The sequence below is a fragment of the Pseudomonas paraeruginosa genome (assembly GCF_003025345.2).
Classification (GTDB): Bacteria; Pseudomonadota; Gammaproteobacteria; order Pseudomonadales; family Pseudomonadaceae; genus Pseudomonas; species Pseudomonas paraeruginosa.
On record NZ_CP020560.1, the window covers coordinates 5,902,302 to 5,924,299 of the forward strand.

The window sequence follows — 21,998 nt, forward strand, 5'->3', positions numbered from 1 at the left end:
TCAGCGCACCGGCGGCAGGCCGATCACCCGGCCGACGCCTTCCGGCACGGGAAGCGCGCGATGCGCCTCGGCGAGCGCCTCGACCCGCGCCAGCACCTCGCCTTCGAACGGCACCGAGCGCGGGCCATCGAGGCTGACATGGAGCAGCATCTGCTCGCTCAGCGCCAGCGCCTGCCCGCTGCCAGGCAGATACAGGGCATGGTGGACATGCAGGCGCTTGCGGTCGTGGCCGAGCAGTTGCGTGCGTACCTCGACCCTGGCGCCCTCCTTCACCTCATGGAGGAAGTTCAGGTGGCATTCCAGGGTGAACAGCGAATGTCCGCTGGCCTCGCGGTTCTGGCTGTCCAGGCCGATATGCGCCATCAGCGCGTCGGTGGCGTAGCTGAAGACCAACAGGTAGAAGGCGTCGCGCAAGTGGCCGTTGTAGTCCACCCACTCGGGCAGGACCGGCGTTTCGTAGGTCGTCAGGGCTTGGCTCATGGCAGGCTCCGTGGTTGCGCTCCGCCCGGCGGGGCGGAAGACACGTCAGGTCATTCGGCGAAGGCGAAGCCGTGCCGGGCCTTGGTTTCCCTGATCGCCCCGAGCACCGCCAGCAGGCAGTCGTCGCGGTAGCGTTCGAGTTCGGCGATGCTGCGCGCGCCCTGCTGCCCGGCGGTGCCCTCCACCACCCGGTCGATCAGGGCTTCGGTGAGTTCCGGCGCCGGCAGGTAGGTCCAGGGCAGTTGCAGCGCCGGCCCGAACTGCGCCATGAAGTGGCGCATGCCGGCGTTGCCGCCGGCCAGGGTGTAGGTCAGGAAGGTGCCCATGAACGACCAGCGCAGGCCGGCGCCGAAGCGGATCGCATCGTCGATCTCGCCGGTCGTGGCCACGCCGTCGTTGACCAGGTGCAACGCCTCGCGCCAGAGCGCCTCGAGCAGGCGGTCGGCGATGAAGCCGGGCACTTCCTTGCGTACGTGCAGCGGACGCATGCCCAGCGACTCGTAGACCCGCATCGCCGCCCGCACGGCCTCGGCAGCGGTGCGTTCGCCGCCGACCACCTCCACCAGCGGCAGCAGGTAGACCGGGTTGAACGGGTGGCCGACCAGACAGCGCTCTGGGTGGCTCGCCTCGGCGTAGAACTCGCTGGGCAGCAGGCCCGAGGTGGACGAACCGATCAGCACGTCGGGCCGCGCCGCAGCGCTGATCCGGGCGTGCAGGTCGAGCTTCAGGTCGAGCCGCTCGGGGGCGCTCTCCTGGACGAAATCGGCGTCGCCCACGCATTCCTCGATGCTGGCGACGAAGCGCAGGCGCTCCTGCGCCGCACCGGGCGCCAGGCCCTGCTTGCGCAAGGCCGGCCAGGCGTTGGCGACACGCGCGCGCAACGCCGCTTCGGCGCCCGGCGCCGGATCCCAGGCGACGACGTCGAGGCCGTGGCCCAGGGCGCGGGCGATCCAGCCGCTGCCGATGACGCCGCTACCGAGGGCGGCGAAGGTCTTGATCTCGGTGACGAAGGACATGGACATCTCCAGAGGTTGTTCCCGCCCCCTGCGGGGCGGGGGAAAGAAATCAGCGCGGCTTCAGGTTCATCCTGCGGCGCCCTTCCGCCGGGCTCAGGGCGCGCCCGCCGAGGCGCTCGATGATCTCGATGGCGCGCTCCACCAGGCTGCCGTTGCTCGCCGGCACGCCCTTGTCCAGCCAGATGTTGTCCTCCAGGCCGACCCGCACGTTGCCGCCCAGCAACATGGCCTGGGCGACCATCGGCATCTGCGTGCGGCCGATGCCGAAGCCGGCCCAGGTCGCCCCCGGCGGCAGGTTGTCGGCCATCGCCTTCATGGTCGTGGTATCGGCCGGCGCGCCCCAGGGAATGCCCAGGCAGATCTGGAACAGCGGGTCCTCCAGCAACCCTTCCTTGAGCATCTGCTTGGCGAACCAGAGGTGGCCGGTATCGAAGATTTCCAGCTCGGCCTTGACCCCCAGTTCGGTGATGCGCCGGGCGCCGGCGCGCAACTGGGCCGGGGTGGAGACATAGATGTAGTCACCGTCGCCAAAGTTGAGGGTACCGCAGTCCAGGGTGCAGATTTCCGGCAGCAGCTCCTCGACGTGCTTCAGCCGCTCCAGCGGGCCGACCAGGTCGGTGCCGGCGCCGAACTCCAGGGGCTGCTCGCCCTTGCCGATCTCCAGGTCGCCGCCCATGCCGGCGGTGAGGTTGATGATCACGTCGGTGTCGCTCTCGCGGATCCGCTCGACCACTTCGCGGTACAGCGCCACGTCGCGGCTGGGCTTGCCGGTGGCGGGATCACGGACGTGGCAGTGGGCGACGGTGGCGCCGGCCCTGGCCGCCTCGATGGCGGCCTCGGCAATCTGCTTGGGGGTGACCGGGATCGCCGGATGCCGGCCGACGGTATCGCCGGCGCCGGTCACCGCGCAGGTGACGATGACTTCATGGTTCACGGTGGTAGCTCCCTGTATTCGGGGTGTACGAAGCCCCGCCCGGTCGCGCCGGGCGGAACGGATAGGTGCGGGTTACTTCAGCGAGGCCTGGAGCGCGGCCAGGCCGTCCTTGCCGTCGAAGGTGCTCACGCCCTCCAGCCAGGCCTTCAGTGGCTCGGGGTTGGCCTTCAGCCACTGGCGCGCGGCGTCGAGGGGCTGGGTGCGCTCGAGGATTGGCGCCATCACCTGGCTGACCTGAGCGCTGCTGAAACGCAGGTTGCGCAACAGCCGGGCGACATTGCCGCACTGCGCCTGGTAGCCGGCGGCGGTCATGGTGGAGACGGTGGCCGCGCCTTCGTCGGGACCGAACACATCCTCGCTGCCGGTGAGGTAGGCCATGTCGATCTGCAGGTTCATCGGATGCGGCTTCCAGCCGAAGAACACCACCCACTGCTTGCGCTTGATCGCCCGCTTCACCGCCGTGAGCATCCCGGCCTCGCTGGATTCCACCAGCTGGAAGCCCTTCAGGCCGAAACGGTCGTCGTCGATCATCTTCCGGGTGATGCGGTTCGAGCCGCTGCCCGGCTCGATGGCGTAGATGCGGCCGCCGAGCTTGTCCTTGAAGCGGGCGATGTCGGCGAAGGTCTTCAGCCCGCCCTCGGCGACGTAGCGCGGCACCGCATAGGTGGACTGCGCGTCGGCCAGGGTCGGCGGTTCGATCACTTCGATCCGGCCTTTGTCCAGGTAAGGCCTGGCGACCGGTTGCATGGTCGGTTGCCAGTAACCGAGGAACAGGTCCAGCTGCTTGTCGGCCAGGCCGGCCAGGACGATCTGTTGCGAGGCGCTGGTCTGCTTCACCTGGTAGCCCAGGCCATCGAGCAAGGCTTCGGCCACGGCGCTGCTGGCGACCACGTCGGTCCAGTTCACCGTGCCCAGGCGCACCGTGCGGCACTGCTCGGGTTCGGCGGCCAGGGCGGCGCCACTGGCCAGGATCAGCAGGGCGCAGCCCAGCTGGCGAATCGTCGTCTTCATCGGTCTCCCCTCGTGCGGCTATTGGTTGTTTTTCTGCGAGGTCGGTGCCGGCCCCTCCCGGGGCTGGTCCTGGCGACCAAGGTACGCAGGCGGCGCCGCGGCGAAACGCACTGCGGCGACCAGCTCTTGCACTGCAGCGACCTGACCATTGCCAAGCGCGGCAGGCCTGCGCTACACACAGGCTGCGCAACCTCGACCATGGAGCTCCCCATGTCCCAGGACTTCTGGTTCCTCCTGCTGCCCGGCTTCTCGGTAATGGGCTTCGTTTCCGCCGTGGAGCCATTGCGAGTGGCCAACCGCTTCCACGCCGACCTCTACCGCTGGCACGTGCTCAGCGCCGACGGCGGCCCGGTGCTGGCCAGCAATGGCATGTCGGTGAACAGCGACGGCGCGCTGGAGCCGCTGGAGAAGGGCGACCTGCTGTTCGTGGTGGCTGGTTTCGAGCCGCTGCGGGCGGTCACTCCTCGGCTGGTACAGTGGCTGCGCAAGCTCGACCGCAACGGTGTGACCCTCGGCGGCATCGATACCGGCAGCGTGGTGCTGGCCGAGGCCGGGCTGCTCGACGGGCGTCGCGCAACCCTGCACTGGGAAGCCATCGACGCCTTCCAGGAGTCCTACCCGCAGTTGACCGTGACCCAGGAACTGTTCGAGATCGACGGCCCGCGCATCACCTCGGCCGGCGGCACCGCCTCCATCGACCTGATGCTCGACCTGATCGCCCAGGCCCACGGCCCGCAGCTGGCGGTGCAGGTTTCCGAGCAGTTCGTGCTCGGCCGCATCCGCCCGCGCCAGGACCACCAGCGCCTGCAGGTGGCGACCCGCTATGGGGTGAGCAACCGCAAGCTGGTGCAGGTGATCGGCGAGATGGAGCGGCATACCGAGCCACCACTGACCACCCTGGAGCTGGCCGAGCGCATCCAGGTCACCCGCCGCCAGTTGGAACGGCTGTTCCGCGTGCACCTGGACGACACGCCCTCGAACTTCTACCTCGGCCTGCGCCTGGACAAGGCCCGCCAGTTGCTGCGCCAGACCGACCTCAGCGTGCTACAGGTGAGCCTGGCCTGCGGCTTCGAGTCGCCTTCGTACTTCTCCCGCAGCTACCGCGCGCGCTTCGCCGCCAGTCCCAGCCAGGATCGCGCGGTGCTGCCGCTCAAGGCTCCCGCAGCCACGCCGCCAGGCGCGCCAGCAGGGCGTCGCACGCCTCGAGCTGAGCGAGGCTGACGAACTCGTCCGGCTTGTGGCCCTGGTCCATGCTGCCGGGACCGCAGATCACCGTCGGGATGCCGGCTTCATGGAACAGACCGCCTTCGGTGCCGAAGGCCACGGTGGAAAATTCCGTCGAACCGCTGAGCAGGCCGATCAGTTCCGCCGCCTGGCTGTCGGCGGCGGTGAGCAGCCCGGGATAGGCCGATAGCGGCGTGAAGCGAATGTCGGTGCCTTGCTGCACGGCGCGCATTTGCGGCAGCAGTTCGCTTTCAGCGTAGTCGCGGAGCTCCTCGGCGACCTGTCGCGGGTCGTCCGCCGGCAGCGCACGGATCTCGAAGTCGAAGCGGCATTCGGCGGGCACGATGTTCAGCGCGCGACCGCCCTGGATCAGCCCGGTCTGCACCGTCGAGCAGGGCGGATCGAAACGCCGGTCGTGGCGCTCCGGCGCCGCCAGGCGCGCGCCGATCTCGCCGAGGCGGCCGATCAGCCGCGCGGCGTATTCGATGGCATTCACCCCCTGCGGCGCGTAGGCCGAATGGCAGGCCGCGCCGTGCACCTCGCAGCGCATGGCCAGCTTGCCCTTGTGGCCGAGCACCGGCTTCAGCTCGGTGGGCTCGCCGATGATGCACAGCAACGGCTTGTGCGGACGCCGCTCCAGCGCCGCGAGCAGCGAACGGACGCCCAGGCAGCCGACTTCCTCGTCGTAGGAGAACGCCAGGTGCACCGGCAGGCGCAGCGGCGCGGCGAGGAACGCCGGGACGGCCGCCAGCACGCAGGCCAGGTAGCCCTTCATGTCCGCCGTGCCACGCCCGTAGAGGCGGCCGTCGCGCTCGCTGAGCCGGAACGGCGGCACGCTCCAGGCCTGGCCGTCCGCCGGCACCACGTCGGTATGCCCGGAAAGGCAGACGCCGCCACGGTCGCTGGGGCCGATGGTGGCGTAGAGATTGGCCTTGCGGCCCTCGGCGTCGAAGAACAGTTCGCTGTCGACGCCGAAACCCGCCAGGTAGTCGCGGACGTAGTCGATCAGCGCCAGGTTGGACTCGCGGCTGACGGTGTCGAAGGCCACCAGGTCGGCGAGGATGTCGCGGCTGCCAGGCATGTCGGACTCCAGTGGCGCACCGTCCGCGGCGCGCCGTCGTAGGAAAGGGAACGGCGGCCTCACTCGTCGCCGGGCACGCCGTAGCTCGGCGCACGGGTCGGGTCGAGGGCGCGGGTCACATAGTCCTGCATCTGCGGCTTGTAGGCGAGCCACAGTCGCTCGAGCTGGCCGATGGGGTCTTGCTCGGCCCAGTCGACGCGCAGGTCGACCACCGGCCAGAGCAGGTCGCCGACCACCGACAGCGCCGCCGAATGCACCGGCCCGGCCTCGCCGCCAGCGGCCAGCGCGGCCCCCATCGCCGCCAGCAGGCGCTCGGCGAGCAGGCCTTCGGCGTTCTCGAAGGCATCCACCATCGCCTCGATCACCGCCGGCGCGGCCAGCAGGTTGCCGGCCGCCACGCATTGCTCGCCAGCCAGCGCGTGGTGCACGCCGAGCGCCTCGCGGCCGGTGAACAACGCGGTGCGGCCGTGCTGGTCGATCACCGTGACCTGGCGGTACTGGCCATAGCCGTTGCTGCTCAGCGCCTGGTCCAGCGCTTCGCCAGGGGCCAGGCCCTGGTCGAGGCGGTCGAGGATCTGCGGGCCGAGCGCCGGCAGGGTGATGTTCTGCGTGGCCACCGCGCCGGTGCCGGCGCGCAGCCAGGGACAACGGGCGCCGACGGCGATGCTCGACGAGCTGATGGCGATGCCCAACTGGCCGGTTTCGGCGCAGCGGCCGACGATGGAAAAGGTCATGGCGCGCGCCTCCTCATTGCTGCCAGTCGTCGGGAATCACCGCGATCACGTCGATCTCCATCAGCCACTGCGGCTGGCCGAGGGCCGAGACCACCAGCCCGGTGGAAATCGGGAACACCCCTTTGAGCCATTTACCGACCTCGCGATAGACCGGCTCGCGGTAGCGCGGGTCGATCAGGTAGGTAGTGGTCTTGACGATGTGCGAGAGGTCGCTACCGGCTTCTTCCAGCAATTGTTTGACGTTCTTCATCGCCTGCTCGGCCTGGGCGCGCGGGTCGCCGAGGCCGACCAGGTTGCCGTCGAAGTCGGTGCCGACCTGGCCGCGCACGTACACCGTGTTGCCGGCGCGCACGGCCTGGCAGAGGTCGTTGTCCAGGGACTGGTTGGGATAGGTGTCCTTGGTGTTGAACATGCGTATGCGGGTGTGGGTAGGCATCAGCTGACTTCCTGCAGGCTGGTTTGCGGGGCGGGCGCGGCGCGTTCCGGTTGCTGGCGTTGCGCGGCGGCGTGGTAGTCGAGGTACTTGCGCTGGATGGCGATGTGGTCGGCGACGTGGCGAGCGTCGTGCCAGACGCCCCAGATGAACGAGGAGCCGCGCCGCGACAGCCAGGGCAGGCCGATGAAGTACACGCCGGGTTCGCTGGACACGCCGCGCTGGTGGCGCGGCTTGCCGTTCGGGTCGAAGGCGTCGACCTGCAGCCAGCCGAAATCGACGGCATAGCCGGTGGCCCAGATGATGCTGCCCACCCCGGCCGCGGCCAGGTCCAGCTCGAGGATCGGATCGGTCACGCACGCCGGATCGGGCAGCCGGCGGCGCGCCTCGGGCTCTTCCGGCAGGTCGAGGCCGTTGCGGGCGACATAGGCGTCGGCGGCGTCGAGCAGCGCCAGGTAGTTCTCGTCGCCGCGCGCCAGGTTCTCCGCCAGGTCCGGCTGGAAGGTGGCGACGCCGTCGGTGAAGGACCTGGTCAGTCCGACCAGGGTCACGCCCTGCTGTGCCAGGGCGCGGAAGTCCACGGTATGTCCGCCGCGGGCGCCGCTCACGGCGATGGTCACGTGCTCGCGGCCGGGCTTGGCGACTTCCGCGTCCCATTCGCCGAGCACCCCCAGCCACCAGCAGAAATCGCGACCACGGTAGGAACGCGGCGGGCGGTCATGGGCGCCCACCGAGAGGTAGACCTGGCGCCCGGCACGTTGCAGCTCGTCGGCGATCTGGACCCCCGACGAACCGGCGCCGACCACCAGTACCGCGCCTTCGGGCAACTGCCGCGGGTTATGGTAGTGGGCCGAGTGGAGCTGCCGGATACGCTCGTCGCGCGGCGCGATCGGCGGGATCACCGGACGCTGGAACGGGCCGGTGGCGGCGACCACGCGGTTGGCCTCGATGGTCCCGGCGGAGGTTTCCACGGTGAAGCCGGGGCGGCCGACGTTGCGCACCACCTTCGTCACCTCGACGCCAGTGCGGATCGGCGCGGCGATCCGCTTCGCGTAGGCCTCGAAATAGGCGGCCACCTGGTCCTTGCCGGGGAAGCCGTCGGGATCGCTGTCGAATTCCATTCCCGGGAAGCGGTCGTGCCAGGCCGGGCCGTTGGCCACCAGCGAATCCCAGCGCCCACTGCGCCAGGCCTCGGCGATGCGGCTGCGCTCCAGGACCAGGTGCGGCACGCCGAGACGGCCCAGGTGTTCGCTCATCGCCACGCCGGCCTGGCCGGCGCCGACGACGAGGGTGTCGGTCTTTTCCACGGTCCCGTCCGTGCGCGAGGGCAAGGCGGTGCGATTCAGGTCGGTCATGGCTCGGTTCCTCGGACTCTGGTCGTTCTTGTTCTGCGGTTGCGTGATGGCCGCATTCTGTTCAGAGCCGGGGAATAGCGAAATTATGATTTTTGTAGTCGCTGGCTAGGGAAAAGCTGCACGCCCGCGCGTTCGGCGGGCGGCAGAGACGACGCGGCGGCGCGCGGAACCTGTTGACGGCAGGTTTCCGTTGCGCAGCGGTCGTGGGCAGGTCCTCAGAGGATCGGCGAGACCAGTCGCGCCACGCGCATCCCCAGTTGCTGCAGGCGGCGTACGCTGCGGCGGTCTTCCGGAGTGAATTCGAGCGACTCGGCGAAATCCGCCTCGAGCATCGTCTCCACCTCGCCGGCGAAGCCCTCGTCGACGGTCACCACCATCACCTCGAAATTCAGCCGGAACGAACGGTTGTCCAGGTTGGCGCTGCCGACGGCGGCGGTATCGCGGTCCACCAGCACCACCTTCTGGTGGAGGAAGCCGGGCTGGTAGCGGAACACCTTGACCCCGGCGCGGATCGCCTCCAGCGCGTAGAGGCTGGAGGCGGCGTACACCGTGCGGTGGTCCGCGCGCGCGGGAATCAGCAGGCGCACGTCGACGCCGCGCAGCACCGCCAGGCGCAGGGCGGCCATCACCGCCTCGTCGGGAACGAAATACGGCGAGGTGATCCAGACCCGCTCGTGGGCGGCGTTGATCATCTCGACGAAGAACAGCGAGCAGGTTTCCTGGGCATCCGCCGGGCCGCTGGCGACCACCTGGCAGAGCGCGCCCTCGCTGTCGTACTGCGGCGGCAGGATCAGCGGCGGCAGGCTGTGGGTCGCCCAGTACCAGTCCTCGGCGAAGCTTTCCTGCAGGCAGGCCACCGCCGGTCCGCGCAGTTCCAGGTGGGTATCGCGCCAGGGCGCCAGCGGCGGCTTCTCGCCGAGGTACTCGACACCGACGTTGTGCCCGCCGACGAAACCGCATTCACCGTCCACCACCACGACCTTGCGGTGGTTGCGGAAATTCACCTGGAAGCGGTTGAGCATGCCGCTGCCGGTGCTGAAGCCGTGCACCTGTACGCCGCCCTGGCGCAGCCGCTCGACGTAGCGGTGCGGCAGCGCGTGGCTGCCGATGGCGTCATAGAGGAAGAACACTTCCACGCCGTTGGCCGCGCGCTCCAGCAGCAATTGCTGGAGGCGCTGGCCGAGGGCGTCGTCACGGACGATGAAGAATTGCACCAGGATCACCTGGCGGGCGGCGGAGATCGCCTTGAACATCGCCTCGAAGCTGGCCTCGCCGTTGACCAGCAGGCGCACCCGGTTGTTCGCCAGGGTCGGCGTGCGGGTCATCCGCACCAGCGCCTTGAGCCCCTTGTAGCCGCTGACCTGGCGGGCCGCCAGGGCCTCCTCGACCCAGGGACGCCAGTCCAGCTCGGCGGCCGCCAGGTGCATCTCGCGGTTGGCCTGGCGCCGCGCCTCGATGTAGGCGTCGAAACGGCTGCGCCCGAACACCAGGTACGGCAGCAGGGTCAGGTACGGCATGAATACCAGCGAGGTGGCCCAGGCGATCGCGCCCTGGGCGGTGCGCACGGTGAGCACGGCATGGATGGCGGCGACGAAGCCGAGCACCTGCATGCCGACCAGCAGCAGGCCGAGGTAGGTGGTGGAGGTCATTGCGCGAGGTCGATCCTTGTCCACTCCGGTGGCGGCCATCATAGCCCTGCCCGGGGTGGGTCTGGCCAGCCTGGCAAACAGCCAGGGGACAAGGCGGATTGGCAGGATCCGTGGGCTCGACGTCATTCGGCCACGCCCGCCCTGCCCTACGCTGTACCCATCGAAAACCACCGCAGCCCGAGGAGCCCGCCATGAGCGACGTCCGTCCCCCGCTTCCCCCCTTCACCGCCGAAACCGCCGCGCAGAAGGTCCGCGCCGCCGAGGACGGCTGGAACAGCCGCGACCCGCAGCGCGTCTCGCTGGCCTACAGCCCCGACAGCGTCTGGCGCAATCGCTCGACCTTCGTCCGCGGCCGCGAGCGGATCGTCGAATTCCTCAGCGGCAAGTGGCAGCGCGAGCAGGAATACCGGCTGATCAAGGAACTCTGGGCATTCACCGGCAACCGTATCGCCGTGCGCTTCGCCTATGAATGGCACGACGACTCGGGCAACTGGTTCCGCTCCTACGGCAACGAGAACTGGGCGTTCGACGAGCAGGGTTTGATGTACGAACGTCACGCCAGCATCAACGACCTGCCGATCCGCGAGGACCAGCGGCTGTTCCGCTGGCCGCTGGGGCGCCGCCCGGACGACCATCCGTCGCTCGGCGAGCTCGGCCTCTGAACCCGCGCCGGCAGGGGCGCGTTCGCTCCCCGTTGCCGGTCCCGGGCGGCCAGCGCCTGTTCCATCCGCGACATCGCCCTCCGTCGTTGCGGTCGCACGCTTGACGCTTTCGGCACGACCCTGGTCGTTTTCGGGCCGGGTCGCGCCGGGCCCCGACGATATGCTGCCCCCAAAGCGTCGGCACAAGTCCCGGCGCGCCCAGCCTGAAAGGGGTATGCCAGATGAGCCCAGCCGAATTGCACGCCGACAGCATCGTCATCGACGGTCTGATCATCGCCAAGTGGAACCGCGAACTGTTCGAGGACATGCGCAAGGGCGGCCTGACCGCCGCCAATTGCACCGTGTCGGTATGGGAAGGCTTCCAGGCGACGGTGAACAATATCGTCGCCAGCAACAAGCTGATCCGCGACAACAGCGACCTGGTGATCCCGGTGCACAGCACCGCGGACATCCGCAGGGCCAAGGAGCAGGGCAAGACCGGCATCCTCTACGGCTTCCAGAATGCCCACGCATTCGAGGACCAGCTCGGCTACGTCGAGGTGTTCAAGCAGCTCGGCGTGGGCATCGTGCAGATGTGCTACAACACCCAGAACCTGGTCGGCACCGGCTGCTACGAGCGTGACGGCGGGCTCTCCGGCTTCGGTCGGGAGATCGTCGCGGAGATGAACCGGGTCGGCATCATGTGCGACCTCTCCCACGTCGGCAGCAAGACCTCCGAAGAGGTCATCCTCGAATCGAAGAAACCGGTCTGCTACTCCCACTGCCTGCCGTCCGGTCTCAAGGAACACCCGCGCAACAAGTCCGACGAGGAGCTGAAGTTCATCGCCGATCATGGCGGCTTCGTCGGTGTGACCATGTTCGCGCCGTTCCTCAGGAAAGGCATCGACTCGACCATCGACGACTACGCCGAGGCCATCGAGTACGTGATGAACATCGTCGGCGAGGACGCCATCGGCATCGGCACCGATTTCACCCAGGGCCACGGCCACGACTTCTTCGAGTGGCTGACCCACGACAAGGGCTACGCCCGGCGCCTGACCAACTTCGGCAAGATCGTCAACCCGCTGGGCATCCGCACCGTCGGCGAATTCCCCAACCTCACCGAGACCCTGCTCGAGCGCGGCATGCCCGAGCGCGTGGTGCGCAAGGTGATGGGCGAGAACTGGGTAAGGGTCCTGCAGGACGTCTGGGGCGAGTGACTCCCGGCCCACTCCCGACTCGACGCCTCTCCTTCAGGGAGAGGGCATTGCATCGCACCCATCATCCCTCTCCCCGCCCCTCCCCCTGAAGGGAGAGGGAGCCTAAAGAATCGGAGCTTACACCATGGCCAAACACGCCCCCCAACTGCCCATCGAGGTCGACAGCGAGACCGGCGTCTGGACCACCGACGCCCTGCCGATGCTCTACGTGCCGCGGCATTTCTTCGTCAACAACCACATGGGCATCGAAGAAGTGCTGGGCGCCGACGCCTACGCCGAGATCCTCTACAAGGCCGGCTACAAGTCCGCCTGGCACTGGTGCGAAAAGGAAGCCGAATGCCACGGCCTGGAAGGCGTGGCGGTGTTCGAGCACTACATGAAGCGCCTGTCCCAGCGCGGCTGGGGCCTGTTCGAGATCGAGCGGATCAACCTCGAGGAAGGCACCGCCGAGGTCCGTCTGCGGCACTCCGCCTTCGTCTACGTCTACGGCAAGGTCAACCGCAAGGTCGACTACATGTTCACCGGCTGGTTCGCCGGCGCCATGGACCAGATCCTCGCCGCCCGCGGCAGCAGCCTGCGCACCGTGGCCGAACAGGTCTACAGCGGCGCCGAGGACGGTCACGAAGACGGCCTGTTCGTCGTCAAACCCCTGTAAGCCGAGGAAAGGGTCATGGCCTTCGAAGCAATGTTCCAGCCGATCCAGATCGGCAAGCTGACCATCCGCAACCGCGTGCTCTCCACCGCCCACGCCGAGGTCTACGCCACCGACGGCGGGATGACCACCGAGCGCTACGTGAAGTACTACGAGGAAAAGGCCAAGGGCGGCATCGGCCTGGCCATCTGTGGCGGCTCCTCGGTGGTCGCCATCGACAGCCCGCAGCAGTGGTGGAGTTCGGTGAACCTGTCCACCGACCGGATCATCCCGCACTTCCAGAACCTGGCGGACGCCATGCATAAGCACGGCGCCAAGATCATGATCCAGATTACCCACATGGGGCGCCGTTCGCGCTGGGACGGCTACCACTGGCCGACCCTGATGTCGCCGTCGGGTATCCGCGAGCCGGTGCACCGCGCCACCTGCAAGACCATCGAGGTGGAGGAGATCTGGCGGGTCATCGGCAACTACGCGCAGGCCGCCCGCCGCGCCAAGGAAGGCGGCCTGGACGGCGTCGAGCTGTCCGCCGTGCACCAGCACATGATCGACCAGTTCTGGAGTCCGCGGGTCAACAAGCGCACCGACGAATGGGGTGGCAGCTTCGAGGGGCGGATGAAGTTCGGCCTCGAGGTGCTCAAGGCAGTGCGCGCCGAGGTCGGCGAGGACTTCTGCGTCGGCATGCGCATCTGCGGCGACGAATTCCACCCGGACGGCCTGTCCCACGAGGACATGAAGCAGATCGCCAAGTACTACAGCGATACCGGCATGCTCGACTTCATTGGCGTGGTCGGCTCCGGCTGCGATACCCACAACACCCTGGCCAACGTCATCCCCAACATGACCTTCCCGCCGGAGCCGTTCCTGCACCTGGCGGCCGGCATCAAGGAAGTGGTCGATGTGCCGGTGCTGCACGCGCAGAACATCAAGGACCCGAACCAGGCCACGCGCATCCTCGAAGGCGGCTACGTGGACATGGTCGGCATGACCCGCGCGCACATCGCCGACCCGCACCTGATCGCCAAGATCAAGATGGGCCAGGTCGACCAGATCAAGCAGTGCGTCGGCGCCAACTATTGCATCGACCGCCAGTACCAGGGCCTGGACGTGCTGTGCATCCAGAACGCCGCGACCTCCCGCGAATACATGGGCGTGCCGCACATCATCGAGAAATCCGCCGGGCCGAAGCGCAAGGTGGTGGTGGTCGGCGGCGGGCCGGCCGGGATGGAGGCTGCCCGCGTGGCGGCCGAACGTGGTCACGACGTGACCCTGTTCGAGAAGAAGGAGCAGCTCGGCGGCCAGATCACCACCGCCGCCAGGGCGCCGCAACGCGACCAGATCGCCGGCATCACCCGCTGGTACCAACTGGAGCTGGCGCGCCTGGGCATCGACCTGCGCCTGGGCACCGCGGCCGACCCCGAGACCATCCTCGACCTGCGCCCGGACGTGGTGGTGCTGGCCAACGGCGGACATCCGTTCCTCGAGCAGAACGAACACTGGGGCGCCGCCGAGGGCCTGGTGGTGAGCAGCTGGGACGTGCTCGACGGCACGGTCGAGCCGGGCAAGAACGTGCTGGTCTACGACACCATCTGCGAGTTCAGCGGCATGTCGGTGGCGGACTTCCTCGCCGACAAGGGCGCCCAGGTGGAGATCGTCACCGACGACATCAAGCCGGGGGTGGCCATCGGCGGCACCACCTTCCCCACCTACTACCGCAGCATGTACCCCAGGGAAGTGATCATGACCGGCGACCTGATGCTGGAGAAGGTCTACCGCGAGGGCGACAGGCTGGTGGCGGTGCTGGAGAACGAATACACCGGCGCGCGGGAAGAGCGGGTGGTCGACCAGGTGGTGGTGGAAAACGGCGTGCGCCCCGACGAGAGCCTCTACTACGCGCTCAAGCAGGGCTCGCGGAACAAGGGCCAGATCGACGTCGAGGCGCTGTTCGCGATCCAGCCGCAGCCTTGCCTGGCGGAGAACGGCGATGGCTACCTGCTGTTCCGCATCGGCGACTGCGTGGCCCAGCGCAACACCCATGCGGCGATCTATGACGCGCTGCGCTTGTGCAAGGATTTCTAAGACACGCCTCGTGGCATCCGACCGGCACGGTCGGCCCCCCTCTCCCGCAAGCGGGATAGGGGCCGATCCAGCGCCGCCTGACGTCCCGCAGGGAGACCAGAAATGCTCGACACCCTCCTCCCCCTCCTGCTCTTCGCCGCCCTGGCACTTGCCGTGCTCGGCGCCGCGAAGCGCTTCCTCATGTGGCGCCGCGGCCGACCCTCCAGGGTCGACTGGATCGGCGGCCTCATGCAGATGCCGCGTCGCTACCTGGTGGACCTGCACCATGTGGTCGAGCGCGACAGGTACATGTCCAGGACCCACGTGGCCACCGCCGGCGGCTTCGTCCTGGCAGCGCTGCTGGCGATCCTGGTGCACGGCTTCGGCCTGCACGACCGCATCCTCGGCTTCGCCCTGCTGGCGGCCACGGCGCTGATGTTCGTCGGCGCGCTGTTCGTCGCCCGCCGCCGCCTCGACCCGCCGTCGCGGCTGTCGAAGGGCCCCTGGATGCGCCTGCCGAAGAGCCTGCTGGCGTTCGCCGCGAGCTTCTTCCTCGCCACCCTGCCGGTGGCCGGGATCCTCCCGCAGGGCTTCGGCGGCTGGACGCTGGCGGCCGTCCTCGCGCTGGGCGTGGCCTGGGGCGTGTCCGAGCTGTTCCTCGGCATGACCTGGGGCGGGCCGATGAAGCACGCCTTCGCCGGTGCCCTGCACCTGGCCTGGCACCGCCGCGCCGAACGGTTCTCCAGAAAAGATGGGCGCGGCGGCCGCTCCACCGGCCTCAAGGCGCTCGACCTGGCCGATCCGCAGGCGCCGCTGGGGGTGGAAAAGCCCACCGACTTCACCTGGAACCAACTGCTCGGTTTCGACGCCTGCGTGCAGTGCGGCAAGTGCGAGGCGATGTGCCCGGCGTTCGCCGCCGGCCAGCCGCTGAACCCGAAGAAGCTGATCCAGGACATGGTCATCGGCCTGGCCGGCGGCAACGACGCGAAGTTCGCCGGCAGCCCCTATCCAGGCAAACCGCTGGGCGAACATGGCGGCGGCCCGCACCAGCCGATCGTCGCGCTGGACGGCAAGGCCCTGGTCGACGCCGACACCCTGTGGTCCTGCACCACCTGCCGCGCCTGCGTCGAGGAATGCCCGATGATGATCGAGCACGTCGACGCCATCGTCGACATGCGCCGCCACCTGACCCTGGAGAAAGGCGCCACGCCGAACAAGGGCGCCGAGGTGCTGGACAACCTGATCGCCACCGACAATCCCGGCGGCTTCGCTCCCGGCGGCCGGCTGAACTGGGCGGCGGACCTGAACCTGCCGCTGATGAGCGAGAAGAAATCCGTCGACGTGCTGTTCTGGGTCGGCGACGGCGCCTTCGACATGCGCAACCAGCGCACCCTGCGCGCCTTCGTGAAGATCCTCAAGGCGGCGCGAGTGGACTTCGCCGTGCTCGGCCTGGAGGAGCGCGACAGCGGCGACGTGGCGCGTCGCCTGGGCGACGAGGCGACCTTCCAGAACCTGGCCAGGCGCAACATCGCGACCCTGGCGCGATACCGCTTCGCCCGCATCGTCAGCTGCGACCCGCACAGCTTCCATGTGCTGAGGAACGAATACGGCGCCCTCGGCGGCGACTACCAGGTGCTGCACCACAGCACCTTCATCGACGAACTGCTGCGCGCCGGCACGCTGCGACTGGGCCGCAGCAAGGCCGGCAGCGTCACCTACCACGACCCCTGCTACCTCGGCCGCTACAACGGCGAGTACGAGGCGCCGCGCAACGTGCTGCGCGCACTCGGCATCGAGGTCAAGGAAATGCAACGCTCCGGCTTCCGCTCGCGCTGCTGCGGCGGTGGCGGCGGCGCGCCGATCACCGACATCCCCGGCAAGCAGCGGATCCCCGACATGCGCATGGCCGACATCCGCGAGACCGGCGCCGAGCTGGTGGCCGTCGGCTGCCCGCAATGCACCGCGATGCTCGAGGGCGTGGTGGCGCCGCGACCGGAGATCAAGGACATCGCCGAGCTGGTGGCGGAAGCGCTGATAGAGCAGGCGGAAGCGCCGGCAAAAAAGCCGGTGCGGCGTGAAGCCGTGGCGGAGGTGCATTGATGAGAGTGTCGAGCTTCGCATCAGGTCCGCTGCTGACCGGGGCAGCACGGATAGTGGCCTCTCCCTCCAGGGAGAGGACCGGGGAAGAGGGTAGCCGCAGCCACAGGAAGCATTCCGCATGAACGACATCGTCCGCCGCGACCCACGCGCCGAATGGATCGCCCGCAACCGCCTGCATCCGCTGCATGCGGCCATGCAGTCCGCCCAGGGCGGCGAAGCGCGCTGGATGGGCCCCAACGGCGTGCTCCGCAAGAACCCGCACGCCGTCGGCTTCGTCGGGCCCAACGGCATCCGCCGCATCGATCGCTCCGGCGGCCAGCAGGGCGGCGGCGCGCGGCGTGCCAGCCCGGCGCAGGAAGCGCAGTTGCCGCTGCATGTGATCGAGCAACCGGCATTCCTCGTCGCGGTGGTCCCGGACCTGGTCGGCGGTCGCCTCACCAGCCACGACAAGGATCTCCTCGGCCTGGCCCGCAAGCTCGCCGGCAGCGACGGCGCGGTGCTCGCCGTGGTGTTCGGCGAACACAAGGAAAGCGCCTTCGACAGCGCCGGCGTCGATCGCCTGCTGCACCTTGCCGGCGACCAGTACGACGGCTACGCGCCCGAGCAACGGGTTCTGGCGTTGCGCAACCTGGAAAACCAGTTCGTCCCGCGTCACTGGCTGTTCCCGGACAGCCGCAGCGGCGGCGGCGAACTGGGCCGGCGCCTGGCCGCCGCCCTCGGCGAACGACCGGCCACGCGCATCTGGCAGGTCGAGGAGGGTCGCTGCATCGGCCGCGCCGGCGCCGGCCGCGAGGACATCCAGCGCGCCCTGCCGCGCCTGCTGCTGGCCGCGGCGGAATGCGCCGAGCCGGTCAGCGAGACCCGCCATGAGGTTCGCGAACTGCACATGGCCGAGCAGGTGGCGCGCAACCTGCCACGCATCGAGGACCTCGGCCCGGTGGCCGTGGACCCGGCGCGGATTCCCATGGCCGAGGCCGAGTTCATCCTCTCCGGCGGCAACGGCGTGCAGGACTGGGCACTGTTCCACCAGGCCGCCGCCGCCCTCGGCGCCACCGAGGGCGCCTCGCGGGTGGCGGTGGATGACGGGCACATGCCGCGCAACCGCCAGGTCGGCGCCACCGGTACCTGGGTCACCGCGCGGGTCTACCTGGCGGTGGGCATCTCCGGGGCGATCCAGCACCTGCAGGGCATAGGCGCCTGCGACAAGGTAGTGGCGGTGAACCGCGACGCCGGCTGCGACATGATCAAGCGCGCCGATCTCTCGGTGATCGGCGACTCGACGGAAATCCTCCGCGCGCTGGTCCGCCTGGCCGAGGCACACCGCAACGGCGCCGCACGCGATGCGGCCTGAATCCGCTTCCACGTACCTTGCATCGGTATCGAACCATGACTGAGCTGAACATCGTCGCGCTGGTCTCCATCGGCGCCCACCCCGCCTCCGGACGCCCGCGCCGCGCCGAACAGGACGCCCGCGCGGTGGAGCTCGGCCTGCGCCTGAGCGGCCCGCGCCTGCAGGTGCTGCACGCCGGCGACCCGCACGCCGAGGCGCTGCGCGGCTATCTCGGAATGGGCCTGGAACGCTTGTCCGTGCTGGAACAGCCGGCCGGCGCCGACGCCCTGCCCGCACTGGCCGAGCACCTGCGCGACTCCCGCGCGCAACTGGTGCTCACCGGCAGCCAGGCGGAAACCGGGGAAGGCTCCGGGATGCTGCCCTTCCTCCTCGCCGAGCGCCTGGGCTGGCCACTGGTGGTCGGCCTGGCCGAGGTCGAGAAGGTCGAGGACGGTAGCGCCGAGGTCCTCCAGGCCCTGCCTCGCGGCCAGCGACGCCGGCTGCGGGTACGCCTGCCGTTCGTCGCCAGTGTCGACAATGCCGCGCCGGCGGCCCGGCAGAGCGCCTTCGGCCCGGCCCGGCGTGGCGAGATCGAGGCCCATGAGGTGGAGGTGGTCGACGACCCGCTGCTCGCCGAAGACAGCCTGCAACCGGCCCGGCCGCGACCGAAGCGGCTCAAGGTGATCAGGGCGAAGACCGGCGCCGAGCGGATGAAAGCCGCCACCGCCAAGGCTTCCGGCGGTACCGGGCAGTTACTCAAGGACCTTTCGGCGGAAGCCGGTGCCGAAGCCATCTTCAAGCTCCTGCGCGAGGAAGGCGTGATCCGCTGAAGCGGGCCAGGATGCACTGTGCTCCAGATCACAAGTTATGACGCGGTGACGATAAATTATTGTATTACGATAATTTATTCCCTAGTTTTGCCATCCAGACGCGAAACACACAGGGGAACCCGGCATGACGCTATCCACGCATCTCAGCAACCACAAGCTCTACCTGCTCGGCATGCTCTGCGCCATCCTGGCCTGGGGCATGGCCTGCATCGAACTCGGGGCGAACACTCATCTCTGGCTCTCCGGTCTCAGCGAACAGGGTTACCTGCAGGCCTGGAGCGATGAAATGCCGCGCCTGGCCAGCGACGGCTTCGTCCTGTCCTGGAGCAGCCGGGCGCTGCTGATGCTGCTGGACTACCTGCCGACCCTGCTTTCCGCGTTCGGCCTGGCGCTCACCGGCCTGTTCTTCCGCCGCCTGGCCAAGGGCGAACGCTGGTCGCAGCGCAACGCCAGGACCCTGGTGCACATCGGCCTGCTGTCCTTCCTGGCACTCTTGCTCCAGCCATTTATCAATACGCTGCAAGGTCTTGTACTATCTCTCGACCTGCCCGACGGCGAGCGTGTCCTGAGCGTTTCGATCGGACTCACTTCCGAAGCGGCCTACGAGTTCCTCAAGGCGATCTTTCTCTGCTCGTTCGGCCTGATGATGAGCGAAGCCAGGAAACTGGACGAAGAAGTAAGAGCCTTCATATGACGACCCCATGATCATCATCCGACTAGACGTCATCCTGGCGAAGAACAAGGTCCGCTCCAAGGAGCTGGCGGAAGCCATCGGTATCACCGAACAGAACCTGTCCCTGCTGAAGAACGGCAAGGTCAAGGGCATCCGCCTCGACACCCTGGAGAAGATCTGCGCCTTCCTGGACTGCCAGCCGGGCGACATCCTGGAATACGTCGCGGACGACTGATCCCCGCTCCACCCTTTCCCAGCAAGAAACCATGAACAGACACCTGAATCTCTCAGGCGCTGCGCTCGCGCTCGCCCTGCTGACGGGCTGCGGCCCCTCCGTGCGCTACCAGTACGTGATGCCGCCGAGCGAGGCGGGACGCACCTGCGTCGCCCAGTGCCGCACGCAACAGAGCCAGTGCGAAAGCCTCGCGCGCCTGGAATGGCAGAACGAGAACCGCCTGCGCGAGGCGGAGCGGCGCAGCTACCACTATTGCAGCCAGGGCAAGAGCAAGAAGCAGGCGCGCAAGGAATGCCTGGCGCCGGGCTACTCCTCCGCTTTCGGCTACGGCGGCTACAACAGCTTCAGCGCCTTCAACTGCAGTTCGGACTACGACCGCTGCTTCACCGACATCTGCGGCGGCACCATCCGCCGCATCGTCGAACGACCGCAATGACCCCGACGCTTCCACGGAGCCTCAGCATGACCCGACGCCTCTTCCGCTTCCTGCCGTTCTTCCTCCTGGGCGGCTGCGCGCAAGGCTACCCCGCCTTTTCCAGCATCCTCCCGGACGTGCGCATCACCGGCGACGAGCGCAGCTACCTCGAGCGCGCCGAAGACTGCCTGAAGCGGCGCAGCTGCCCGCCGGCCACCGATCGCGATCCCTTCGTCGCCGATCCCGGCCATTACTCGCTGGGCGGCACTTTCCACTGGTGAATGCGTGCGCCGAAGCCAGGCAACCGACCACCGACCTGGCTTCGGCAGGCGCTTTTCTTTATCCTGCGCGCCCTTTGAACGACTGGGACGAGATCATGCTGGAGAATACCCTGGAACGCCTGGAAACCCTGGTAGCCGAACTGCTGCAACAGAACCAGGCCCTGCGCGACAGCCACGACCAGCTTCAGCAGCAGCTGCGCCAGGCCACCGAGGAAAACGAAACCCTGCAACTCTCCATGCTCGAGCAGGAAGAGAAGCAGAGCGGCACCCAGGCCCGCCTGGAAGCCCTGGTCGAGCGCCTCAGCGCGCAGCAACCGGTTAGCGCATGAGCCGCGACGGCGTCCAGGTCCTGTCGATCCTCGGCCGGGACTATTCGATCCGCGTGCCGGCCGGCGAGGAACGCGTCCTCGCGGACGCCGCCGCCTTGCTGCAGGCGGAAGTGGACGCCAACAAGCGCAAGTTTCCCTACGTCACCAGCAACGAACTGGTGGTGCTCTCCGCGCTCAATCTCTGCGCCCGCCAGCTCGGCGCGAACGACGGCGAGTCGCCGCGCCTGCGGGCGGTGGAGCAGCGCCTGGAGGCGCTGGTCGAGCGGATCGCCGGGACATCGAGCTAGTCGCGCGCCTGCGGACTCGCCCAATACAGCTGCCGATGCCCGCGCGCCTGGTAGTCCCTGACCAGCGCGCAGGCCTCGTCGCGCGTCAGGTCGCGGCGCATGACGAAGGCATTGCCGTTGTCGTCCTGGCGCCACAGGCACCAGCGCGTTTCCTCCGCCGGCTTCGCCGCCACCGCGTCAGGCCTTCAGGGTCGAAGTCTTGCGCAGGCGCAGCGCCAGCATGACCAGCAGCACGCCGAAGAACACCGCGTAGGCGCCGATCACCCAGACCACCGCCAGCGCCCCGGCGCCGGGGTTGGCGATCATCAGCACACCGAACAGCACCGAGATGGCGCCAGAGAGGATCATCCACCACTCGTTCCGGATCGACTTGCGCAGGCGGATCGCCGCGACGATCTGGAAGATACCCATCGCCAGCGCCCAGCCGGCGATGATCAGGAGCAGGCCGATGGCCGTCAGTTGCGGCCAGAAGAACGCCACCAGGCCGGCCGCGACGCCGATCACCCCGACCAGCGCCAGCGGCCAGTTGAACTGGCCGGCGCTGCGCATGCTGAACGCGGCGACCAGGGCGAACACCCCGTCCACCAGCGCGTAGGCGCCCCAGAACAGCACCAGCACGGTCAGCGCCAGGGCCGGCGAGAGCAGGGTCAGGACGCCGAACACCAGCGCCGCCACGCCACGCAGGGCCACCAGCTTCCAGTGCCGGCCCAGTTCGGCCCACAGGGGATTGTTTTCCACGCTTGCCTCCAGAGGCCGCCCTTGAGCGGCCCGTTCAGGTTGAGTCCTTTCCACCTTAGTCCTTTTGCCGGGGGACTGTCAGGGGCCGGATGCGCGAGGGAGGCTCGCTGGCAACACGGCGCAGGGCGGCGGATAGCCGCCCTGCGCCAGGGGAAGGCCTTGCATGGCACGGGCCGGTTCAGGGACGGGACTTCCCCGCCAACCGCTGGCGCCGCCAGCAGGCGAACAGGTTCCAGGCCAGCAGCAGGCTGACGAAGGCGGAGCTGAAGTAGAACAGCAGGTTGTCCATGAC

Annotated in this window: 25 protein-coding genes; 14 read left to right on the forward strand and 11 right to left on the reverse strand. The window is 68.5% G+C overall.

Features of this window, described 5'->3' with window-relative positions; translation table 11 throughout:
• From B7D75_RS27920 to B7D75_RS27935, 4 genes are all read right to left on the reverse strand, one after another.
• Complete coding sequence (locus B7D75_RS27920; RefSeq protein WP_034082408.1) at positions 1-480, reverse strand: thioesterase family protein; 480 nt, start codon at positions 478-480, stop codon at positions 1-3.
• 50 nt (positions 481-530) lie between these two features.
• Complete coding sequence (locus B7D75_RS27925) at positions 531-1,496, reverse strand: L-carnitine dehydrogenase (RefSeq protein ID WP_107114607.1); 966 nt, start codon at positions 1,494-1,496, stop codon at positions 531-533.
• A 49-nt stretch (positions 1,497-1,545) separates the two neighbouring features.
• Positions 1,546-2,430, reverse strand: coding sequence for a BKACE family enzyme (locus tag B7D75_RS27930; RefSeq protein WP_003153458.1), 885 nt, complete (start codon positions 2,428-2,430; stop codon positions 1,546-1,548).
• Positions 2,431-2,502: 72 nt separating this feature from the next.
• Positions 2,503-3,441 carry a choline ABC transporter substrate-binding protein gene (locus B7D75_RS27935; RefSeq protein ID WP_107114608.1) on the reverse strand — a complete coding sequence of 313 codons (939 nt, stop codon included), beginning with the start codon at positions 3,439-3,441 and terminating at the stop codon, positions 2,503-2,505.
• A gap of 210 nt (positions 3,442-3,651) precedes the next feature.
• On the opposite strand from B7D75_RS27935, the gene cdhR reads away from it, so the two are divergent.
• The gene (cdhR, locus tag B7D75_RS27940; RefSeq protein WP_003153460.1) at positions 3,652-4,662 is read left to right on the forward strand and encodes an HTH-type transcriptional regulator CdhR; all 1,011 of its coding nucleotides are present in this window, start codon (positions 3,652-3,654) and stop codon (positions 4,660-4,662) included.
• Here cdhR and argE read toward each other — a convergent pair.
• The 5 genes from argE to cls all read right to left on the reverse strand — a co-directional run bounded on the left by argE (position 4,592) and on the right by cls (position 9,956).
• Positions 4,592-5,746: an acetylornithine deacetylase gene (argE, locus tag B7D75_RS27945; RefSeq protein WP_107114609.1), complete on the reverse strand. Its 1,155-nt coding sequence runs from the start codon at positions 5,744-5,746 to the stop codon at positions 4,592-4,594. The two genes, cdhR and argE, sit on opposite strands and share 71 nt — an antisense overlap.
• Positions 5,747-5,805: 59 nt before the next feature.
• Positions 5,806-6,480: a DUF1028 domain-containing protein gene (locus tag B7D75_RS27950; protein ID WP_034082414.1), complete on the reverse strand. Its 675-nt coding sequence runs from the start codon at positions 6,478-6,480 to the stop codon at positions 5,806-5,808.
• 13 nt (positions 6,481-6,493) lie between these two features.
• A complete protein-coding gene (locus B7D75_RS27955; protein WP_003096732.1) occupies positions 6,494-6,916 on the reverse strand; it encodes a RidA family protein in 423 nt (140 codons plus the stop codon).
• A complete protein-coding gene (locus B7D75_RS27960) occupies positions 6,916-8,268 on the reverse strand; it encodes a flavin-containing monooxygenase (protein ID WP_107114610.1) in 1,353 nt (450 codons plus the stop codon). The genes B7D75_RS27955 and B7D75_RS27960 overlap by 1 nt, the downstream gene beginning before the upstream one ends.
• 215 nt (positions 8,269-8,483) lie before the next feature.
• Entirely contained in the window at positions 8,484-9,956 is a 1,473-nt protein-coding gene (gene cls / locus B7D75_RS27965) for a cardiolipin synthase (protein WP_107114690.1), read from the reverse strand.
• 152 nt (positions 9,957-10,108) lie between these two features.
• On the opposite strand from cls, the gene B7D75_RS27970 reads away from it, so the two are divergent.
• The 13 genes from B7D75_RS27970 (at position 10,109) to B7D75_RS28030 (ending at position 20,968) form a co-directional block, all read left to right on the forward strand.
• The gene (locus B7D75_RS27970) at positions 10,109-10,579 is read left to right on the forward strand and encodes a nuclear transport factor 2 family protein (protein ID WP_003096740.1); all 471 of its coding nucleotides are present in this window, start codon (positions 10,109-10,111) and stop codon (positions 10,577-10,579) included.
• 221 nt (positions 10,580-10,800) lie between these two features.
• Positions 10,801-11,778, forward strand: coding sequence for a dipeptidase (locus tag B7D75_RS27975; protein WP_043102526.1), 978 nt, complete (start codon positions 10,801-10,803; stop codon positions 11,776-11,778).
• A gap of 124 nt (positions 11,779-11,902) precedes the next feature.
• Positions 11,903-12,433: a DUF5943 domain-containing protein gene (locus B7D75_RS27980; protein ID WP_003107282.1), complete on the forward strand. Its 531-nt coding sequence runs from the start codon at positions 11,903-11,905 to the stop codon at positions 12,431-12,433.
• Between the two features lie 15 nt (positions 12,434-12,448).
• Positions 12,449-14,509, forward strand: a complete 2,061-nt coding sequence (gene dgcA / locus B7D75_RS27985; RefSeq protein WP_107114611.1) for a dimethylglycine demethylation protein DgcA — start codon at positions 12,449-12,451, stop codon at positions 14,507-14,509.
• 102 nt (positions 14,510-14,611) lie between these two features.
• Entirely contained in the window at positions 14,612-16,588 is a 1,977-nt protein-coding gene (gene dgcB / locus B7D75_RS27990; protein ID WP_043102528.1) for a dimethylglycine demethylation protein DgcB, read from the forward strand.
• Between the two features lie 118 nt (positions 16,589-16,706).
• Positions 16,707-17,939 (forward strand): electron transfer flavoprotein subunit alpha, encoded by a 1,233-nt coding sequence (gene etfA, locus B7D75_RS27995; protein WP_058136306.1) that lies wholly within the window; start codon positions 16,707-16,709, stop codon positions 17,937-17,939.
• A gap of 35 nt (positions 17,940-17,974) precedes the next feature.
• Positions 17,975-18,748, forward strand: a complete 774-nt coding sequence (gene etfB, locus B7D75_RS28000) for an electron transfer flavoprotein subunit beta (RefSeq protein WP_034082431.1) — start codon at positions 17,975-17,977, stop codon at positions 18,746-18,748.
• Positions 18,749-18,872: 124 nt separating this feature from the next.
• Positions 18,873-19,442, forward strand: a complete 570-nt coding sequence (locus tag B7D75_RS28005) for a hypothetical protein (protein WP_053814821.1) — start codon at positions 18,873-18,875, stop codon at positions 19,440-19,442.
• Between the two features lie 7 nt (positions 19,443-19,449).
• Positions 19,450-19,656 (forward strand): helix-turn-helix domain-containing protein, encoded by a 207-nt coding sequence (locus B7D75_RS28010; RefSeq protein WP_003096753.1) that lies wholly within the window; start codon positions 19,450-19,452, stop codon positions 19,654-19,656.
• Between the two features lie 31 nt (positions 19,657-19,687).
• A complete protein-coding gene (locus B7D75_RS28015; RefSeq protein ID WP_034082434.1) occupies positions 19,688-20,092 on the forward strand; it encodes a hypothetical protein in 405 nt (134 codons plus the stop codon).
• Positions 20,093-20,118: 26 nt separating this feature from the next.
• A complete protein-coding gene (locus tag B7D75_RS28020; protein ID WP_012077991.1) occupies positions 20,119-20,352 on the forward strand; it encodes a hypothetical protein in 234 nt (77 codons plus the stop codon).
• A gap of 95 nt (positions 20,353-20,447) precedes the next feature.
• The gene (locus B7D75_RS28025; RefSeq protein WP_003105710.1) at positions 20,448-20,681 is read left to right on the forward strand and encodes a hypothetical protein; all 234 of its coding nucleotides are present in this window, start codon (positions 20,448-20,450) and stop codon (positions 20,679-20,681) included.
• Positions 20,678-20,968 (forward strand): cell division protein ZapA, encoded by a 291-nt coding sequence (locus tag B7D75_RS28030; protein WP_003151858.1) that lies wholly within the window; start codon positions 20,678-20,680, stop codon positions 20,966-20,968. The genes B7D75_RS28025 and B7D75_RS28030 overlap by 4 nt, the downstream gene beginning before the upstream one ends.
• On the opposite strand, the gene B7D75_RS28035 is transcribed toward B7D75_RS28030, so the two are convergent.
• Complete coding sequence (locus tag B7D75_RS28035; protein ID WP_053814822.1) at positions 20,965-21,141, reverse strand: hypothetical protein; 177 nt, start codon at positions 21,139-21,141, stop codon at positions 20,965-20,967. The two genes, B7D75_RS28030 and B7D75_RS28035, sit on opposite strands and share 4 nt — an antisense overlap.
• A gap of 4 nt (positions 21,142-21,145) precedes the next feature.
• Positions 21,146-21,706 carry an HdeD family acid-resistance protein gene (locus B7D75_RS28040; protein ID WP_034082435.1) on the reverse strand — a complete coding sequence of 187 codons (561 nt, stop codon included), beginning with the start codon at positions 21,704-21,706 and terminating at the stop codon, positions 21,146-21,148.
• Positions 21,707-21,998 lie beyond the last annotated feature (292 nt).

Excerpts from the sequence above, each read along its gene's own strand:
- B7D75_RS27920 (WP_034082408.1), bottom strand. The coding sequence starts at position 480 with ATGAGCCAAGCCCTGACGACCTACGAAACGCCGGTCCTGCCCGAGTGG.
- B7D75_RS27925 (WP_107114607.1), bottom strand. The coding sequence starts at position 1,496 with ATGTCCTTCGTCACCGAGATCAAGACCTTCGCCGCCCTCGGTAGCGGC.
- B7D75_RS27935 (WP_107114608.1), bottom strand. The coding sequence starts at position 3,441 with ATGAAGACGACGATTCGCCAGCTGGGCTGCGCCCTGCTGATCCTGGCC.
- cdhR (WP_003153460.1), top strand. The coding sequence starts at position 3,652 with ATGTCCCAGGACTTCTGGTTCCTCCTGCTGCCCGGCTTCTCGGTAATG.
- argE (WP_107114609.1), bottom strand. The coding sequence starts at position 5,746 with ATGCCTGGCAGCCGCGACATCCTCGCCGACCTGGTGGCCTTCGACACC.
- B7D75_RS27950 (WP_034082414.1), bottom strand. The coding sequence starts at position 6,480 with ATGACCTTTTCCATCGTCGGCCGCTGCGCCGAAACCGGCCAGTTGGGC.
- B7D75_RS27955 (WP_003096732.1), bottom strand. The coding sequence starts at position 6,916 with ATGCCTACCCACACCCGCATACGCATGTTCAACACCAAGGACACCTAT.
- B7D75_RS27960 (WP_107114610.1), bottom strand. The coding sequence starts at position 8,268 with ATGACCGACCTGAATCGCACCGCCTTGCCCTCGCGCACGGACGGGACC.
- cls (WP_107114690.1), bottom strand. The coding sequence starts at position 9,956 with ATGGCCGCCACCGGAGTGGACAAGGATCGACCTCGCGCAATGACCTCC.
- B7D75_RS27970 (WP_003096740.1), top strand. The coding sequence starts at position 10,109 with ATGAGCGACGTCCGTCCCCCGCTTCCCCCCTTCACCGCCGAAACCGCC.
- B7D75_RS27975 (WP_043102526.1), top strand. The coding sequence starts at position 10,801 with ATGAGCCCAGCCGAATTGCACGCCGACAGCATCGTCATCGACGGTCTG.
- B7D75_RS27980 (WP_003107282.1), top strand. The coding sequence starts at position 11,903 with ATGGCCAAACACGCCCCCCAACTGCCCATCGAGGTCGACAGCGAGACC.
- dgcA (WP_107114611.1), top strand. The coding sequence starts at position 12,449 with ATGGCCTTCGAAGCAATGTTCCAGCCGATCCAGATCGGCAAGCTGACC.
- dgcB (WP_043102528.1), top strand. The coding sequence starts at position 14,612 with ATGCTCGACACCCTCCTCCCCCTCCTGCTCTTCGCCGCCCTGGCACTT.
- etfA (WP_058136306.1), top strand. The coding sequence starts at position 16,707 with ATGAACGACATCGTCCGCCGCGACCCACGCGCCGAATGGATCGCCCGC.
- etfB (WP_034082431.1), top strand. The coding sequence starts at position 17,975 with ATGACTGAGCTGAACATCGTCGCGCTGGTCTCCATCGGCGCCCACCCC.
- B7D75_RS28005 (WP_053814821.1), top strand. The coding sequence starts at position 18,873 with ATGACGCTATCCACGCATCTCAGCAACCACAAGCTCTACCTGCTCGGC.
- B7D75_RS28010 (WP_003096753.1), top strand. The coding sequence starts at position 19,450 with ATGATCATCATCCGACTAGACGTCATCCTGGCGAAGAACAAGGTCCGC.
- B7D75_RS28015 (WP_034082434.1), top strand. The coding sequence starts at position 19,688 with ATGAACAGACACCTGAATCTCTCAGGCGCTGCGCTCGCGCTCGCCCTG.
- B7D75_RS28020 (WP_012077991.1), top strand. The coding sequence starts at position 20,119 with ATGACCCGACGCCTCTTCCGCTTCCTGCCGTTCTTCCTCCTGGGCGGC.
- B7D75_RS28025 (WP_003105710.1), top strand. The coding sequence starts at position 20,448 with ATGCTGGAGAATACCCTGGAACGCCTGGAAACCCTGGTAGCCGAACTG.
- B7D75_RS28030 (WP_003151858.1), top strand. The coding sequence starts at position 20,678 with ATGAGCCGCGACGGCGTCCAGGTCCTGTCGATCCTCGGCCGGGACTAT.